This window comes from Microbacterium sp. R1, assembly GCF_015159725.1.
GTDB classification, from domain to species: domain Bacteria; phylum Actinomycetota; class Actinomycetes; order Actinomycetales; family Microbacteriaceae; genus Microbacterium; species Microbacterium oxydans.
This window is the reverse complement of record NZ_JADDUD010000001.1, coordinates 57,495-73,311: the sequence shown is the minus strand read 5'-3', so window position 1 is coordinate 73,311 and position 15,817 is coordinate 57,495. Positions and strand designations below refer to the sequence as shown.

The following is a 15,817-nucleotide window of genomic DNA, read 5'->3' as shown; positions in this document are numbered from 1 at the left end:
GAAGGAGAACACCATGACGAAACCTGCCACCACCACGCAGGCCGGAGCCCCGATCGCGAGCGACACGCATTCGCTCACCGTCGGTGCCGACGGCCCCACCGTCCTGCACGACCACTACCTGGTCGAGAAGATCGCGGCCTTCAACCGCGAGCGGGTGCCGGAGCGCAACCCGCACGCGAAGGGAGGCGGCGCGTTCGGCGAGTTCGTCGTCACCGAAGACGTGTCCGCCTACACGCGGGCAGCCGTCTTCCAGCCGGGAGCGACGAGCGAGACCCTGATCCGCTTCTCCTCGGTCGCCGGCGAGCAGGGTTCGCCCGACACCTGGCGCGATGTGCGCGGCTTCTCGCTCCGCATGTACTCCGAGGAGGGCAACCTCGACATCGTCGGCAACAACACTCCGACGTTCTTCCTGCGCGACGCGATCAAGTTTCCGGACTTCATCCACTCGCAGAAGCGACTGGCCGACTCGGGCCTGCGCGACCCCGACATGCAGTGGGACTTCTGGACCCTGTCGCCGGAGAGCGCTCACCAGGTCACGTATCTCATGGGAGACCGCGGTCTCCCCCTCAGCTGGCGCCACATGAACGGCTACGGCTCGCACACCTACTCGTGGATCAACGCCGCGGGCGAGGTCTTCTGGGTGAAGTACCACTTCATCTCGCAGCAGGGCGTCGAGGCGATGAGCAACGAAGAGGCCGAGCAGCTCGCCGGGTCGGACGCCGACCACTACCGTCGCGACCTGTTCCGCTCGATCGCCGACGGCGAGTTCCCGAAGTGGGACCTCTACGTGCAGATCATGCCGTACGACGAGGCCAAGGACTACCGGTTCAACCCGTTCGACCTCACCAAGACCATCTCCAAGAAGGACTACCCGCGCATCAAGGTCGGCACCCTGACCCTGAACCGCAACCCGGAGAACTTCTTCGCGCAGATCGAGCAGGCCGCCTTCTCGCCATCGAACCAGGTGCCCGGCACCGGCATCTCCCCGGACAAGATGCTGATGGGGCGCATCTTCGCCTACCCGGATGCCCAGCGTCACCGCATCGGCCCGAACTACAACCAGCTGCCGGTGAACCAGCCGCACGCGAGCGAGGCGCGCAACTACCAGCACGAGGGCTCGATGCGCTACCAGTTCAACGATGCCGCGCACCGCACCTACCAGCCGAACTCCTACGGAGCGGCAGGCGGACCGGAGGCCGACCCGTCGAAGGGCATCGAGGTGAACTGGGAAGCCGACGGCGAGATCCAGCGCTCCGCCGCGACCCTGCACGCCGAGGACGACGACTTCGGCCAGCCGGGCACGCTCTACCGCGACGTGTTCGACGGTGAGCAGCGCGCGCGCTTCCTGGAGACCCTGACCGGTCAGGGGCGTTCGATCACGGTCGACGCCATCCGCGAGCGCTTCTTCCAGTACTGGACGAACGTCGACGCCGAGCTCGGTGCCGCCCTGCGCGATCGGGTCTGATCCTCGCGATCGCCGGAACGAGAAACGGCCCCCGGGGACTTCGGTCCCCGGGGGCCGTTTCTCGCAGTGCCCCGTGGCCCGGTGATGCCCGCCCCATCGCCCAGACCCGCGAAGGCGTCTGAGCCCCGCGTCCGCGAACAGGGCCAAGATGGAGAGGTGGCCGTCCCTCTCTCCGACCTGACCAGCATGCCCGCACCCCAACACGTGTACGCCGCCGACGGCACCCGGCTGGCGACCTACACCTGGGGTGAGCTCGACGCCCCGGTCGTGGTCATCGTGCACGGCTTCGCATCGAACGCGCGCGACAACTGGGTGCTCACGGGCTGGGTGCGTGAGCTCACGCGTGCGGGCTATCGGGTGCTGGCGCTCGACCAGCGGGGGCACGGCCTCAGCGAGAAGCCGCACGACCCCGACGGCTATCGCATCCGCACCCTGGTCACCGACGTCGAGACCGTGATGGACACGTACCTCGTCGACGACGCGTTCTACGTCGGGTACTCCCTCGGCGCGCGGGTGGGCTGGGAGGTCGTCCGCGAGCTGCCGCATCGCATCGGACGGGCGGTGCTCGGAGGCGTGCCGGACGGCATCCCTCTCGCGCGGCTCGACCTCGATCAGGTGCGGGCCTACATCGCCGATGGCACGCCGGTGGCCGACCGGACGACACAGAACTACATCGCGCTGACCGAGCGGGTGCCCGGCAACGACCTGCAGGCGCTCGTCGCACTCGCCGAGGGCATGCGGGCATCGGGCATGATCGACCCCGATCCCTCGGATGCGCCGACTCGACCGATCCTCTTCGCCACCGGGTCGAAGGACGCGATCATCGAGGGCTCGCGGGCTCTGGCCGCGGCCGCCCCCGACGGTCGGTTCTTCGAGATCCCGAACCGGAACCACTTCAATGCCCCCGGTTCCCGCGACTTCAAGGAAGCGGCCGTGGCGTTCCTCGCAGAGTCCCAGCCCGCCGAGTCCTAGCCCGCAGAGTCCTCGCCCGCAGAGACCCATCCGACACACGTGTGACCCGGTCGACAGGCGACCGGGCCACACGTCGGGATGCGCTCAGACGGCGGCGGCCTCGTCGCGCTTCGGCAGCACCCATCCCGCACGCGGGAAGTGGCAGGTGTAGCCGTTCGGGTACTTGATCAGGTAGTCCTGGTGCTCCTCCTCGGCCTGCCAGAAGGGACCGGCCGGCTCGATCGTGGTGACGGCCTTCGCGGGCCAGAGACCGGACGCGTCGACGTCGGCGATCGTGTCGCGCGCGACCGTCTCCTGCTCCGGTGTGAGCGGGAAGATCGCGGAACGATAGCTCGATCCGATGTCGTTGCCCTGACGGTCCTTGGTCGACGGGTCATGGATCTGGAAGAAGAACGCGAGGATGTCGCGGTACGTCGTCTTCGTCGGGTCGAACACGATCTCGACCGCCTCGGCATGGCCGGGGTGGTTGCGATAGGTCGCGTGGTCGTTCGAGCCGCCGGTGTAACCGACGCGGGTGTCGAGCACGCCGGGCTGACGGCGGATCAGGTCTTCCATGCCCCAGAAACAGCCGCCGGCGAGCACGGCCGTCTCGGTTCCAGGGGTGCGGGTGATGTTTCCGTCGTCGGTCATGACTGCTCCTCAGCGGTGTCGGGGGTGTCGGTGGTGGTGGGGCGTGCGAAGAGGACGCTGTAGCGACCGTACCCCTCTTCCTCCAGGCTGTCCGCCGGGATGAAGCGAAGGGCCGCGGAGTTCATGCAGTAGCGCAGACCGCCCTCGGCGCGGGGTCCGTCGTCGAAGACGTGTCCGAGATGGCTGTCCGCACCGGCGGAACGGGCCTCGGTGCGCTTCATCCACAGCGACCGGTCGGTGCGCGTGGTCACCGCGTCGGCGTCGATGGGCTTCGTGAAGCTCGGCCAGCCGGTACCGCTGTCGAACTTGTCGGTCGACGAGAACAGGGGCTCGCCGGACACGACATCGACGTAGATGCCGTCGTCGTGGTTGTTCCAGTAGGCGTTGCGGAACGGCGGCTCTGTGGCGTCCTGCTGCGTCACCTCGTACTGCAGGTGGGTGAGGCCGCTGACGGCCTCGGGGGTCTTGCCGTAGTCGTTCGACATGATCTGGCTCCTTCTCCGACGTCGCTGGCTGCGCCGTCTCAGAGAAGAACCGACGAGCGGCCCGATTTGGTCCCGCAGCCCTGGGAACGGGCTGTGAGTTTTCAGGACGCTCGTCGGCTGCCCCCTCTGCGGAGGAGCGTCAGTCGAGCGTCCGCCACGGGCCGCCGGTCCTCGCAGCTTCCGGCTGCTGGTTGCGCGTCCACCACTTCGCCTCGAAACGCATGCCGTCGTGCACGACAGCATCGCCGGCGGTGAACACGCGGGTGGCCGTCCACACGGTCGCTCCCTCCGCGTCGGATACGAGCTCCTGCCACGGACCGACGGGGTCGCCTGGGCGCTGGTCGCGCGTCCACCACGACGCCTGCCACAGGCGCCCGTCGAGCGAGACGAGCTGCCCCTCGGCATACACGGTCCCGGTGCTCCATGCGGCGGCGATGGGAAGCACGAGCGGCGAGGCGTCGATCGAAGCGGAGACCTCGAGCGCCCCGTTCACCGCCGCCGCATCGAAGGGGGCCGAATCGATCGACCCGCGCGCGATGTCGTCGGTCGTGAGCCGGACGACGATCGGATCGAGGGTCGTCCTCTCACCGGGGGCGAGCACCCCCACGTCCGCTCCGGCAGCGGTCACGGCATCGAGCGCGACGTTGCCGGTGTTCTCGACGATGCGGGTCCACGTCACGGTGTCGGAGGCATCGGCCACGCCGTTCCCGTTCCCGTCCGCCCACTCACCCACTGCTGCGCCGGACACCCCGGGGGTGCGCGCGATCACATCGACCTCGCCGCCCGCCACGGCGATGCGTTTCGTCGACTGCCCTGCCGCCTCGACCGTCCACGTCGTGTCGGCGACGAAGAAGCCGCGGTCGATGTCGGCCTGGGTCACCGTGTGGCGCGCGGTCCCGCAGTCGTACCCCGCGCCGACCGGCAGGTCCCGATACCGACAGTTTCCTGCCCCCGGCGGGAGGAAGGGCGAGAAGTCGCCGGATGCGGGAACCACCGAGACCGTGACCGGACTGCGGTTGTCGACCCGGAAGCCGTAGGGCACCTGTTCACCCACCGCGTAGGGGGTCGCCGCCAGGTCTCGCCCGGCATCCGCCCGCGCTCCCGTGATCGTCGCCGCGAGCACGCCGTCGCGCAGCACCACGGGCGCGGCCGCGTGGGTCACGGTGACAGCGGGGGCCGAGCCGTCGACCGGCGCGACGGTGAAGCTGAACTCCGGCGTGTACCAGCCGCGGTCGATGTCGGCCTGCGTGAGCGTACGCCGCGGGGTGCTGCAGTCGTAGGCGTCGTACGCCGGCAGGTTCAGCCACCGGCACGCGGTGGGGGCGAAGCCGGTGGTGAAGGTGTTCGCCGCCGGGGTCACGACCGTGTTCATGCCCGCCGTGCTCACGACCCGCACCTGGAAGCTCAGCTGCTCGCCGACGGTGTACGGATTCGTCACAACGTTCCGCGCCGCCGACGTGTGGGTCGCTGTGAGCGTCGCGCCGAGCACCGACGACTGCGGCAGCGTGAGCGTCGCGGTCGTCTGGCTCAGCCGTCCGTCGGCCGCGGTGAAGGCGGCCTGCAGACGCTGGGCGCCGGCGGCTCCCTGCGGTGCGGTGACCTGCACGTTCACGGTGGCGCTCGCGCCCGGTGCGAGGCCGGTGACCTGCGCCGTGGTCGCCGTCCAGCCGGTCGGAGTGTGGAAGGTGACGGCACCGCTGAGCGCTGTCGATTCCTGGTTCGTGACGGTGACCGGAACCGTGGTGGCCGCACCGGCGGTGAGAGCGGTCTGCGGCACCGACAGCGGGGCGCACACCGCGTTCATCCACGCCTCGTCGAACGAGGAGAACTGCATGGTGTTCGTGTATCCGGCCTCCCACAGCACCCCCACCCTGCCGTCGTCGATCGCCGTGGCGCTGGAGTAGGCGAACGTGCCGGTCTCGAGCGTGCGCAGGCCCGGCCAGGTCTCGCCGTCGTCGCACGAGAGCCGCACCGCCCCGTTCACGCGGTTGCCGTCGGCGCCGTTGTTGGCGTTCGTGAAGACCAGTTTCCTCGCGTCGACGCTGGCCGCAGGGGCGTCCGGGTGCAGGCGCGTGATCGAGGCGTTGTTCGTGGGGTCGGGCAGCTCGGGGTCACGGGTGACCGGCCCGTAGCTGTGGCCGCCGTCCGTCGAGATCGCCACCTTGCGCAGACGGCCGTTGGAGCTGTCGCGCGAGTTGAGCATGACGCGGCCGTCGGAGAGCTCGACGACCTTGTTCTCGTCCATGCCGGTGCCGACATACTCGCCGCGCTCCCAGGTGACACCGCCGTCGTCGGAGTACACCGAGTACGCCTGGATCGCCGTCGATCCGTTCGACTGCCGCACCGTGCCGGCGTACTGCTGGATGAGTCGGCCCGCGTGGGCGCCGTAACGCAGTTGGATGCCCTCGCCCGACGTCGCGAACGTGCCCTTCACGTCCCCCGCCACGGGCGTGTACACGCCTGCGCTGGTGGTGCCGTTCGAGGTCTTGGCGACGTCGGTGATCAGCCGCGGGGCGCTCCATGTCGCACCGCCGTCGTCCGAGTGGATCACCGCGGCGCCCATGACCTGCCGGTTCGCGTCGTCGTCTCCGTAGGCGCTCCCCTGGAATCCCTGGTCCTTGGAGTGCACGAAGAACGCGAAGACGCGGCCGCTCTCCCGGTCGACGACGTAGCTCGGGTCGGAGTAGCCGTACTGGCCGCTTCCGGTCTTCCCTGCCGCGATGATCTGCAGCGGGCCCCAGGTGCGACCGTTGTCGGTCGAACGGCGCTGGATGATCGAGTTCGGGTTGGGGGCGTCGGCCGCGCTCCCCGGTCGGGCATCCCACGACGCGAGGACCACGCCGTCGCCGAGGTGGGCGAGCGCGGGGATGCGGTAGAAGTAGTTCGCGGCGGTACGGTCGGCACCGATGTTCAGCTCGAGGTAGTCGCCCGGATCGGCGTTCGGATCGGTCAGGTACCCGGGGGCGGGGGCCGCCGAAGCTGCGGTGGCGGGGAGGGTGAGGGCGAGGACGAGCGCCGCGATAGTGCCGTATCGCAGCAGCGGGCGACGGCGGCCACGGCCATTCCGAGAGGCGGGCGGGAGAGGAACGTGCATGGACAGACCTTTCTGTTCGTGCGGAAATCAGACGTCTGATGTCTGATTTCAAGTCACTCTAGCGAGAGGTCAGACGTCGAACAAGGGTCGGCGCAGCACCTCGAGGTTCCGCGCGACGGTGCGCAGGGCGTCCCGGGCACTGGCGTCGTCAGGGCGTCGGGCCGTCTTCAGCCCCAGCCAGGCGACGTCGCCCGCTGCCGCGAGTGCCGCAGCGACGTGTGCATCATCGAGGAGCGAGGCCGATTCCGGATGCGTCGAGGCGATCGGCAGATGCGCATCCACCCACGGAGGACCGTACGGACTCTGCACGGCCGCAGCGCCGGAGAAGGCGAGGCCGACGAGGAACCCGGAGGCTGCGGCTGCGGCGATCTGCGCGGTCACGGCGTCCGCATCGCGCAGCTCGATCGCCGAGCGACCCCAGTTGAGCCAGAGCCCGACCGGCGCTCCCGCTGACCGGATCGCGGCGATCTCGTCGTCGAGGGAGAGGAAACCCTTCTCCGGGATCTGCCCTGGCACCGACGCATCGCAGTGCTCGACGACCAGGCGCGCTCCCGACCAGTCGAGGGCGGCGGCTTCCTGCAGCGAACGCACGAACGGTTCCACGGCTCCCGCCACCCGCGGGGCGGTGTGCAGGGTCACCACGGCCACGGTCGCGCCGCTCTCGCGGTCGATGCGCGCGATGTCGGCGGCGACGCGGCGCAGGTCGTCGACGGCTGCCGCGCGACCCGTTTCATCGGTCGACGCCAGACCATATCGCGAGTCGCTCCCCAGGCGCCCCATCACGAAGGGGATCGGCGTCACGGCGAGCGGCACGGCGGGCACGTTCGCGAGGAACCAGGCCTCGTCGTGCGGGTGGATGCCTCCCATCCACGGCACTTCGAGCCCGGCGACCCCGGGAAGCGCACACAGCGCGGGCAGCAGCTCCCCTTCGAGCTCCGGGTCCCAGCGCGCGTGCGCCGGAGAGGCCGGATAGGCGCTGACGAGGACGGGCGCAGTCATGCGCGCGCTCGCGCGACCGCATCGGCGAACCACGTCGTGATCGTCGAGGGATGCGTGATGGCGGTGCCGACACAGACGGCGAAGGCACCAGTGGCGATCGCGTCCGCGGCCTGCGCCGGCGTGTGGATGCGCCCCTCGGCGACGATCGGACGACGGCAGCGGGCCGCCATCAGCTCGATGAGCTCGAGATCGGGGCCGGTGCTCTTCGGGCGCTCGCCCGTGTAGCCGGACAGGGTGGTGCCGAGGATGTCGGCGCCCGCCTCTTCTGCGGCGAGCGCATCGTCGAGCGAACCGCAATCGGCCATGATCAGGGCGTCGGTGTGCGTGCGAAGACCCTGGATCGTCTCCCCGAGAGTCAACCCGTCCGGACGATCGCGACGGGTGCCGTCGACCGCGATGATGTCGGCTCCCGCGTCGGCGACGGCCCTGGCATGGTCGAGCGTCGGAGTGATGAACACGTCGCGATCGCCGTCCTTCCACAGACCCACGACGGGCACGGGGAGGTGGGCCGTCGCACGGATGTCGCCGATCCCCTGCACCCGGATGCCCGCGGCACCCCCGACGAGGGCAGCCGCGGCCACCTGGGCCATCGTCCGCGGGTCGCGCATCGCCTCACCGGGGTAGGCCTGGCACGAGACGATCAGGCCGCCACGCAGCTGCTCGAGGGGGTCGGCGAGTCTCATGGGCTCCTCCAGACGGATGCCGCAGCTCCCCGCAGCGGGGCGTCGTCGCCGAGAGTACCCGGCAGGATGGGCGTGCTCTGCAGCGCATCGATCGCCTCGGCGTGGAAGGCGTCGCGCATCGGGCGCCACCAGTCCTCACCGATGTTCGGCACGCCGCCGGTGACCACGATGCGCTCGGGATCGAGGATCGTGGCCGCTCCCGCGATGGCGCGTCCGACCGCTGCGGCTGACTCGCCGATGGCGCGGCGGGCGATGGGGTCACCGGCAACGGATTCCGCCGCGATCCCCCGGGCATCGGTGATCCCGGGGTCTCCTCCGAGCGAGAGGAAGTGCCGGTGCATGCCGATGCCGGAGCCGATCGCCTCGAGGTGTCCGGGTCTGCCGCAGGGGCAGCGCAGGTGCGCGGCTCCCGGCACCGGGAGGTGCGCGATCTCCCCCGCGACGTGATGCGCTCCGCGCACGGCATCGTCGCCCAGGATCAGTCCGGCGCCGACACCGGTGCCGACCGCGACGATGAGCGCATTCGCCGCCCCGGCCGCCGCCCCGTGCCGGTACTCCCCCGCCGCGTGCGCATCGACGTCGTTCTGCACCCGCACGGGAGCATCCGTGATCAGGTGCGCCCCCAGCCCGGCGCGCACGAGGGCGGCAAGAGGGGTGCCCGGCCAGTCCGCGAAGGTGTCGGTGGCCGAGACGATCGTCCCGCTCCCGGCATCGACGACCCCGGCGGCGCCGATGCCGACTCCCGACAGGCGCAGCCCGGTGCCGGAGAGCAGCCGCTCGGCGAGGACGACGACGGTGGCCACGACGGCCGTCGGCCCCTCCGCGGCGGGAGTCGTGGCAACCTCGGTGCGCAGCAGCGTGTCGTGGCGGTCGGCGAGCGCTGCGGCCGTCTTGGTGCCGCCGATGTCGACGGCGAGGACGACCTCGCCCATCAGGCGACGGCGACAGGGAGCAGGTGCAGCTCGTCGAGGATGTCGCGGATCTTGGAGACCGCATCGTCGTCGAGCGCCTGCACGGTGCGAGCCATGGTGGCGTGATCGATGATGCCGCGGGCGTGCATGGCGGCCTTGAACGCGCCGACACCGGTCGCATCCCCCGACAGCCCCTGCGGCTGGAACACGATGTCGAACAGACGGTTGATGCGTTCCTGTTCGGCCCGGGCGGTCACCCAGTCGCCGCTCTTGGCCGCCCCCCACAGCCGCACGTATCCCGCGGCCTCCACATTCGCGAGTCCGGGGACCACGCCGTCGGCACCCGCGAGCGCCATGGCGTCGACGACGACCTCGTGACCGGTGAGCAGCTGCAGCGGACTCCCCGCCGCCCGGTTCGCCGCGATCAGACGCCGGAACGAGACATCGTCGCCCGAGGAGTCCTTCACGCCCTGGATCACGCCCTCGCTGCCGAGCTGCACGAGCAGGTCGATGCCGAGCTTGGAGTGCACGCGCACCGGGACGTCGTAGGCCCACAGCGGGGCGTCGATGGCCGCGGCGATGGTGCGGAAGTGGTCGGCGACCTCGGCGGCGGAGTTCAGCGTGTACAGCGGAGCCGTCGTGACGATCGCCTGCGCGCCGGCGTCGACCAGACGGCGGGCGGTCTCGATGATGCGGGGAGCCGTGAGCTCGATCGCGCCGGCGATGATCGGCACCCGGCCGGCATTCGCCGCGACGATCGTGCGGAGCAGCTCCACGCGCTGGTCGTCGGTGAAGTACGCGGTCTCGCCCGTGGAGCCGAGAGCGAAGAGTCCGCAGACACCTTCGTCGACGAGACGGTCGACGAGACGGGAGAGTGAGGCGTGGTCGATCGAGCCGTCCTCGAGCAACGGGGTGGCGACGGGCGGGACGACGCCCGCGAAGACGGGGGCGGAGGGGGCAGCAGACATGTGTGTTCCGGTCGTTTCAGTGGTGGGATTCGAGCAGCGAGGGCGCAGCGCCCAGCAGCGTTCTGGTGTAGTCGTCGGAGGGAGCGTCGAACACACGGGCCGCGTCGCCGAACTCGACGACCCGCCCCTTGTTCATCACGGCGATCTCGTCGGAGAGGTAGCGGACGGTCTGGATGTCGTGGGAGATGAAGACCATGCCGAGGCCGAGCTGCTCCTTCAGGTCGGTCAGCAGGTTCAGGATCTGCGCCCGCACCGAGACGTCGAGCGCCGAGGTGGGCTCGTCGGCGACGATCACCTGCGGGTCGAGCACGAGCGCCCTGGCGATGGCGACACGTTGGCGCTGCCCTCCGGAGAGCTGGCTGGGCAGCGCGTCCAGGGCCGAGGGCGGCAGCCCGACGAGACCCACCAGGTCGCGCACCTTGCGGCTCCGGGTCGCCGCGCTGCCGAGGCGGTGCACCTGCAGCGGATCGAGGAGCGCATCGCGCACCGTCATCCGGGCGTTCAGCGCGGTCGCCGGGTCCTGGAAGACGACGGACAGGATGCGCCCGAGCCGCTTGCGCACGGCGGGCGTGAACGATCGCACCGGCTCGCCGCCGAACACGACCTGCCCGCTCGTGGGCTTCTCGAGGCCGATCAGCACCTTGGCCGAGGTCGACTTGCCCGAACCGGACTCGCCGACGATGCCGAGGGTCTGCCCGCGCTTCACCGTGAGCGAGACGCCCGCGAGCGCATCGACGTACTCGGGACGGAAGAGTGAGGACGCACGGGTCTTGTAGCGGACGTGCACGTCCTTCAGCTCGATGACGGATTCGCTCATCGTCCTGCTCCGATCGCCTCGACGGGCGCATCGTCCGGATGCGCGGAGTAGTAGTGCTCTGTCCCCTCGATGTGTCGGCGCACCGGGGTGGTGCCGGCATACCGCGAGGGGTCGCTGGACCGCGGGGCGAAGCGGTCGCCCGCCGGGAAGTCGCGCGGTGAGGGCACGACTCCCGAGACCTGATGCAGACGGTCGGAGCCGGCCTCGATCGAGAGCACCGCGCCCAGGAGGCCCTGGGTGTACTCGTGCACAGGTTGGGTGAGCACCTCGCGGGTGGTGCCCTGCTCCACGACCTGGCCCGCGTACATCACCGTGATCCGGTGGGTGAGCTCGGCCACCAGGGCGAGGTCGTGCGAGACGAACAGGAGCGCGAAGCCGAGCTCCTGCTGCAGCCGCATGAGCAGCTCCACGACCTGGGCCTGCACCGTGACATCGAGCGCGGTGGTCGGCTCGTCGGCGATCACCAGCCGCGGATCCCGGGTCAGGGCCATCGCGATGAGCACGCGCTGCCGCTGCCCTCCCGAGAGCTCGTGCGGATACGAGGAGAGTGTGCGCTTCGGATCGAGACCGACGAGCGTCAGCAGCTCCTCGGCAGTGCGGGCGCCGCCGCGCGAGGTGAGCTGCTTCATCTGCGAGCGGATGAGCATCGCCGGGTTGAGCGAGCTCAGCGCGTCCTGATAGATCATCGCGATGTCGTGTCCGCGCAGCGCGTTGCGCTCCTTCGGCGCCATCTGCAGCAGGTCCTTGCCGTCGAACAGGATGCGTCCGCGGATGTCGGCCTTCGGGTCGAGCAGGCCCATGATCGCGAGCGAGGTGATCGACTTGCCGCATCCGGACTCTCCCACCAGCGACATGGTCTCGCCGGGGCGCACCGTGAAGCTGACGTGGTCGACCACGTCGACGTCGCCGTGCCGGGGGAACGAGATGCACAGGTCCTGCACCTCGAGCAGCGGCTTCTCGTCGCCCGTGTACTCGAGGCGATCCGTGCGGGAGAGTTCGCGCCGTCGCAGCTCGGCGAGTCGTTCGGCGAGGGGGACGACTTCCGCGCGCGGCACCAGGGTGTCGGGGACGCCGCTCGGCACGGAGAGGTTCACCGCGGTGTCGACGGTGGGGATCACGTGCGTGTCGTCCGGGATCGCTGCGACCTCGAGCTCGTGCGTGGACTCCTCGGTGTTCGCGGCGTCGGCCGTGATCTTGCGCGCCCGCGGCGACACCATGGCGTCGGTCATCCCCTCGGAGAGGATGTTGAGGCACAGCACCGTGATCATGATGAGGATGCCGGGGAAGAAGGTCGCCCACCACGCTCCGCTCATGAGCAGGTTGCGGCCCGCGGCGATGACGTTTCCCCACGACGGCTCGGGATCGGGCACGCCGGCCTGCAGGAACGACAGCGAGGCCTCGAACACGATCGCGTCGGCGACGAGCACGGTCGCGAAGACGAGGACCGGTGCCATCGCGTTGCGCGCCACGTGTCGCACGATGATGCGCGGGGTGCCCGCTCCCATCACACGCACGGCCGAGACGTAGTCCTCCCCGTACTGGTCGAGGATGTTCGCACGGACGATGCGGGTGAGCTGCGGCACGTAGAGGAACGCGATGGTCAGCACCAGCACGGGCAGCGACTTGCCGAACACCGCCACGAACACCGCGGCGAGCGCGATGCCGGGGAACGACATCACGACGTCCATGACGCGCATGAGGGTCTCGGAGATCCACTTCGGGGCGGTGGCGGCGATCGTGCCGAGCACGCATGCGGCGACCAGGGCGACGAGGGTCGCCCCGATACCGATCACGAGCGAGTAGCGGGCGCCGTAGACGAGGCGCGAGAAGATGTCGCGGCCCTGACGGTCGGTGCCGAACCAGTGCTCCGCTCCCGGCGGCTGCACGGGAGTCCCGGAGGCCAGCGGGTCGAACGGCGCGATGAGAGGCGCGAAGATCGCGGCCAGGGCGATGATCGCCAGCACAGCGATGCAGATGATCGACCCGAGGGACAGGCGGCCCCAGCGGAGGCCCGGGACGGAAAGCCGTTCCGTGAGTTTGCGTCGCATGTCACACCGCCCGGATTCGAGGATTGATGAGCACGTACAGGAGGTCGACGATGATGTTGATCACGACGAAGGCGAGCGCCACCGCGAGCGTCACTCCCTGCACGAGGTTGGGTTCGTTGTTGGTGACGCCGTTGAGGATGAGGGTTCCCATCCCGGGGATGGCGAAGATGATCTCGATCACCACGGCGCCGCCGAGCAGGTAGCCGATGCGCAGCCCCAGCACCGTGACGGGGGTGATGAGTGCGTTGCGCAGCACGTTGCGGCCGACGACGATCACCCGCGGGATGCCGGCGCCGAGGGCGGTGCGCACGTAGTCGCGGTCGAGCTCCTCGACCATCGAGGTGCGCACGACGCGCGACAGCTGACCGATCACCGGCACCGCGAGCGCGATCGCAGGGAGGGTCATCCGGGCGAGCCATCCGGAGGGGTCGGTCCAGAAGTCGGGGAGCGGGCCGGAGGCGGGGAGCAGTCCGAGCCCGAGGGTGAAGACCTGGATGAGCAGGATGGCGAGCCAGAACGACGGGGTGGAGAGCGCCGCGACGCCGAAGACGCGGATCACCTGGTCGGGCCAGCGGTCGCGGTAGACGGCGGCGAGGACGCCGATCACGAAGGCCACGATCACGGCGATGATGAGCCCGAGGAAGGTGAGCGCCAGGGTGACCGGGAAGGCACGGGCGACCTCATCGATCACGGGAAGGCTGCGCGCGGAGTAGGTGCCGAGGTCGCCCTGCACGAGTCCGAACAGGAAGTTCACGTAGCGGACGAGCAGGGGGAGGTTGAGGCCGTGGTCCTCACGGTAGGCCTCGAGGGCTGCGGGCGACGCCGTCTCGCCGAGCGCCGTGCGGGCCGGGTCGACGGGCGAGAAGGACATCACGAAGAACACGAGGAACGTGATGCCGAGGATCATCAGCGGCAACTGCAGCAGTCGCCGGCCGATGAGGCGGAGCGTGTGGGACACGTGCCGCTCCTTCCGAGGGTGAGGGAGGTGCAGGGGGCGCGCTCGTCGGGTGAGCGCGCCCCCCTGTTCGGGTGCTGCTTCCGTGCGGGTGCTACTTCGCGGCCACGCCGACGTCGAGGAACGACAGTCCGGTGGTGGGGACGGGCTGGAACCCGACGAGCTCCTGGCTGCTCCAGGCGGTCGGCAGCTTGCGGTGGAACAGCGGGTAGAGCACGGCCTGATCGGAGAGCAGGTCGAACGCCTGGTCCCAGGTCTTCTGCTGCTCGTCGCCTTCCTGCTGGACGGCGGTGTCGAGGAGCGTGCGCAGCTCGGCGTACTCGGGAGAGTCAGCCCAGTTGGTGCGGGTCTGGGTCCAGACGTTCTCGCCGTACCACCAGTTCATGAGCAGGTCGGGGTCGACGCCGAAGACCGAGGGGTCACCGGGGGCGACGGCCACCGTGTAGTCGCCGGAGTCGACCTTCTCGTACATCGACGCGGACTGTCCGATGTCGAGCGTGGTGTCGATGCCGATCGCGTCGAGCGACTCCTTGATCAGCGGGGCGACCTCCTTGACCCATCCGGTGTCGGTCGTCAGCAGCGTGATCGACAGGTCGGAGACGCCGGCATCCGCCAGCAGCTCCTTCGCCTTCTCGGGGTCGTAGGTGTAGACCGTCGAGGCCTCGTGGTAGTTCGGGTACGTCTCGGGCAGGAACGAGGTCGCAGGCGTGGCGTTGCCGAGCATGCCCGTGCCGATGATCTTGTCCATGTCGAGGGCGTAGTGCAGTGCCTGCCGCACGCGCACGTCGTCGAACGGCGCCGCCTTGGTGTTGAACATCATGAACAGCAGGCCGAACGACTGCACGCTCTCGACGTCGGCCGACGAGGCGAGGGTGTCGACGTCGATGTACGGCACGTCTTCGATCGCCTGCACGGTGCCGGTGGACATCGCGGTGACGCGGGCCGAGGCGTCGGCGAGCAGGTTCCAGTTCATGCCGGCGGCGAGCGCGGGGCGCGGGCCGTTGTAGTCGTCGTAGCGCTCGAAGACGAGCTTGTCCTCGGGGACCGCGGAGACCAACGAGTACGGGCCGGAACCGACCGGGTTGGCGGCGAAGTCCTCGGGGTCGGCCTCGACGACCGCCTTCGGGACGATCTTGACGACGCCGAGGCGGTCGTTGATCAGCGAGAAGGGGTAGTCCGTCGTGATGCGCACGGTGTCTTCGTCGACCGCGGTGACGGTGTCGATGAAGTCGACGAACGACAGGAAGAGCGAGTTGTTGTCCGGATTGAGCACGCGGTCGTAGCTGAAGACGACGTCGTCCGCCGTGACCGGGTCGCCGTTCTGGAAGGTCGCGCCTTCGCGGATGTCGATCTCGTAGGTCGTGTCGTCGATCTTCGTCGGGAGGTCGGCGGCGAGCGCAGGGGCCGGCTTCTGTGTGACCGGGTCGAGGTCGACGAGACCTTCGAAGACGTGCCAGTTCGCCGAGACCGTGACGGCGCCGGAGGCGACCATCGGGTCGAAGCTGCCGTTCAGCGTGTACGAGATCCCCGCCTCGATGATGGCGTCCGGGTCGATCTCGCTCGCGGCCGCGCTCTCGTCGGGGGTGGCGGTGGTGCCGGCGCCGCAGCCCGCGAGGGCGACGGATGCGGCGACTGTGCCGGCGACCGCCATCGCGAATCGACCCGCGCGACGGCGGGTGAAGTGTCGGTTCATGTGTGCTCCAGGGTGGTGGGGGGAACATCTTGAGGACATCTGATGTCTGATGTACTCTAAACACAGGTTCGATCAGATCACAAGAGTGAGATGATCG

The 15,817-nt window shown here is 69.6% G+C and carries 13 protein-coding genes; 2 read left to right on the top strand and 11 right to left on the bottom strand.

Annotated elements, in window-relative coordinates; translation table 11 throughout:
- The first annotated feature begins 13 nt into the window (after positions 1-13).
- Together ILP86_RS00270 and ILP86_RS00265 are read left to right on the top strand one after the other, a co-directional pair.
- Positions 14-1,465 carry a catalase gene (locus ILP86_RS00270; RefSeq protein ID WP_113680087.1) on the top strand — a complete coding sequence of 484 codons (1,452 nt, stop codon included), beginning with the start codon at positions 14-16 and terminating at the stop codon, positions 1,463-1,465.
- 156 nt (positions 1,466-1,621) lie between these two features.
- The gene (locus ILP86_RS00265) at positions 1,622-2,437 is read left to right on the top strand and encodes an alpha/beta fold hydrolase (protein WP_174799745.1); all 816 of its coding nucleotides are present in this window, start codon (positions 1,622-1,624) and stop codon (positions 2,435-2,437) included.
- Positions 2,438-2,521: 84 nt separating this feature from the next.
- Here ILP86_RS00265 and msrA read toward each other — a convergent pair whose 3' ends face one another.
- The 11 genes from msrA to ILP86_RS00210 all read right to left on the bottom strand — a co-directional run bounded on the left by msrA (position 2,522) and on the right by ILP86_RS00210 (position 15,720).
- Complete coding sequence (msrA, locus tag ILP86_RS00260; protein WP_058632294.1) at positions 2,522-3,067, bottom strand: peptide-methionine (S)-S-oxide reductase MsrA; 546 nt, start codon at positions 3,065-3,067, stop codon at positions 2,522-2,524.
- Entirely contained in the window at positions 3,064-3,552 is a 489-nt protein-coding gene (msrB, locus tag ILP86_RS00255; RefSeq protein WP_113680086.1) for a peptide-methionine (R)-S-oxide reductase MsrB, read from the bottom strand. The genes msrA and msrB overlap by 4 nt, the downstream gene beginning before the upstream one ends.
- A 139-nt stretch (positions 3,553-3,691) precedes the next feature.
- Positions 3,692-6,646: an exo-alpha-sialidase gene (locus ILP86_RS00250; protein WP_193761118.1), complete on the bottom strand. Its 2,955-nt coding sequence runs from the start codon at positions 6,644-6,646 to the stop codon at positions 3,692-3,694.
- Positions 6,647-6,715: 69 nt separating this feature from the next.
- A complete protein-coding gene (locus ILP86_RS00245) occupies positions 6,716-7,645 on the bottom strand; it encodes a DUF4862 family protein (RefSeq protein ID WP_193761117.1) in 930 nt (309 codons plus the stop codon).
- Positions 7,642-8,328, bottom strand: a complete 687-nt coding sequence (locus ILP86_RS00240) for an N-acetylmannosamine-6-phosphate 2-epimerase (protein ID WP_193761116.1) — start codon at positions 8,326-8,328, stop codon at positions 7,642-7,644. The genes ILP86_RS00245 and ILP86_RS00240 overlap by 4 nt, the downstream gene beginning before the upstream one ends.
- Positions 8,325-9,260, bottom strand: a complete 936-nt coding sequence (locus ILP86_RS00235) for an ROK family protein (RefSeq protein WP_193761115.1) — start codon at positions 9,258-9,260, stop codon at positions 8,325-8,327. Before ILP86_RS00235 ends, ILP86_RS00240 begins: the two co-directional genes overlap by 4 nt.
- Positions 9,260-10,207, bottom strand: coding sequence for a dihydrodipicolinate synthase family protein (locus ILP86_RS00230; protein WP_193761114.1), 948 nt, complete (start codon positions 10,205-10,207; stop codon positions 9,260-9,262). Before ILP86_RS00230 ends, ILP86_RS00235 begins: the two co-directional genes overlap by 1 nt.
- Before the next feature lie 16 nt (positions 10,208-10,223).
- Positions 10,224-11,024, bottom strand: a complete 801-nt coding sequence (locus ILP86_RS00225; RefSeq protein WP_046748582.1) for an ABC transporter ATP-binding protein — start codon at positions 11,022-11,024, stop codon at positions 10,224-10,226.
- Positions 11,021-13,072 carry a dipeptide/oligopeptide/nickel ABC transporter permease/ATP-binding protein gene (locus ILP86_RS00220; RefSeq protein ID WP_193761113.1) on the bottom strand — a complete coding sequence of 684 codons (2,052 nt, stop codon included), beginning with the start codon at positions 13,070-13,072 and terminating at the stop codon, positions 11,021-11,023. The genes ILP86_RS00225 and ILP86_RS00220 overlap by 4 nt, the downstream gene beginning before the upstream one ends.
- Position 13,073: 1 nt before the next feature.
- A complete protein-coding gene (locus tag ILP86_RS00215; RefSeq protein WP_045262486.1) occupies positions 13,074-14,030 on the bottom strand; it encodes an ABC transporter permease in 957 nt (318 codons plus the stop codon).
- A 91-nt stretch (positions 14,031-14,121) separates the two neighbouring features.
- Positions 14,122-15,720: an ABC transporter substrate-binding protein gene (locus ILP86_RS00210; protein ID WP_193761112.1), complete on the bottom strand. Its 1,599-nt coding sequence runs from the start codon at positions 15,718-15,720 to the stop codon at positions 14,122-14,124.
- Positions 15,721-15,817: the final 97 nt, after the last annotated feature.

What these genes read in the sequence shown, in the direction of transcription:
- ILP86_RS00270 (WP_113680087.1), top strand. Translation starts at nt 14, where the DNA reads ATGACGAAACCTGCCACCACCACGCAGGCCGGAGCCCCGATCGCGAGC.
- msrA (WP_058632294.1), bottom strand. Translation starts at nt 3,067, where the DNA reads ATGACCGACGACGGAAACATCACCCGCACCCCTGGAACCGAGACGGCC.
- msrB (WP_113680086.1), bottom strand. Translation starts at nt 3,552, where the DNA reads ATGTCGAACGACTACGGCAAGACCCCCGAGGCCGTCAGCGGCCTCACC.
- ILP86_RS00250 (WP_193761118.1), bottom strand. Translation starts at nt 6,646, where the DNA reads ATGCACGTTCCTCTCCCGCCCGCCTCTCGGAATGGCCGTGGCCGCCGT.
- ILP86_RS00245 (WP_193761117.1), bottom strand. Translation starts at nt 7,645, where the DNA reads ATGACTGCGCCCGTCCTCGTCAGCGCCTATCCGGCCTCTCCGGCGCAC.
- ILP86_RS00240 (WP_193761116.1), bottom strand. Translation starts at nt 8,328, where the DNA reads ATGAGACTCGCCGACCCCCTCGAGCAGCTGCGTGGCGGCCTGATCGTC.
- ILP86_RS00235 (WP_193761115.1), bottom strand. Translation starts at nt 9,260, where the DNA reads ATGGGCGAGGTCGTCCTCGCCGTCGACATCGGCGGCACCAAGACGGCC.
- ILP86_RS00230 (WP_193761114.1), bottom strand. Translation starts at nt 10,207, where the DNA reads ATGTCTGCTGCCCCCTCCGCCCCCGTCTTCGCGGGCGTCGTCCCGCCC.
- ILP86_RS00225 (WP_046748582.1), bottom strand. Translation starts at nt 11,024, where the DNA reads ATGAGCGAATCCGTCATCGAGCTGAAGGACGTGCACGTCCGCTACAAG.
- ILP86_RS00220 (WP_193761113.1), bottom strand. Translation starts at nt 13,072, where the DNA reads ATGCGACGCAAACTCACGGAACGGCTTTCCGTCCCGGGCCTCCGCTGG.
- ILP86_RS00210 (WP_193761112.1), bottom strand. Translation starts at nt 15,720, where the DNA reads ATGAACCGACACTTCACCCGCCGTCGCGCGGGTCGATTCGCGATGGCG.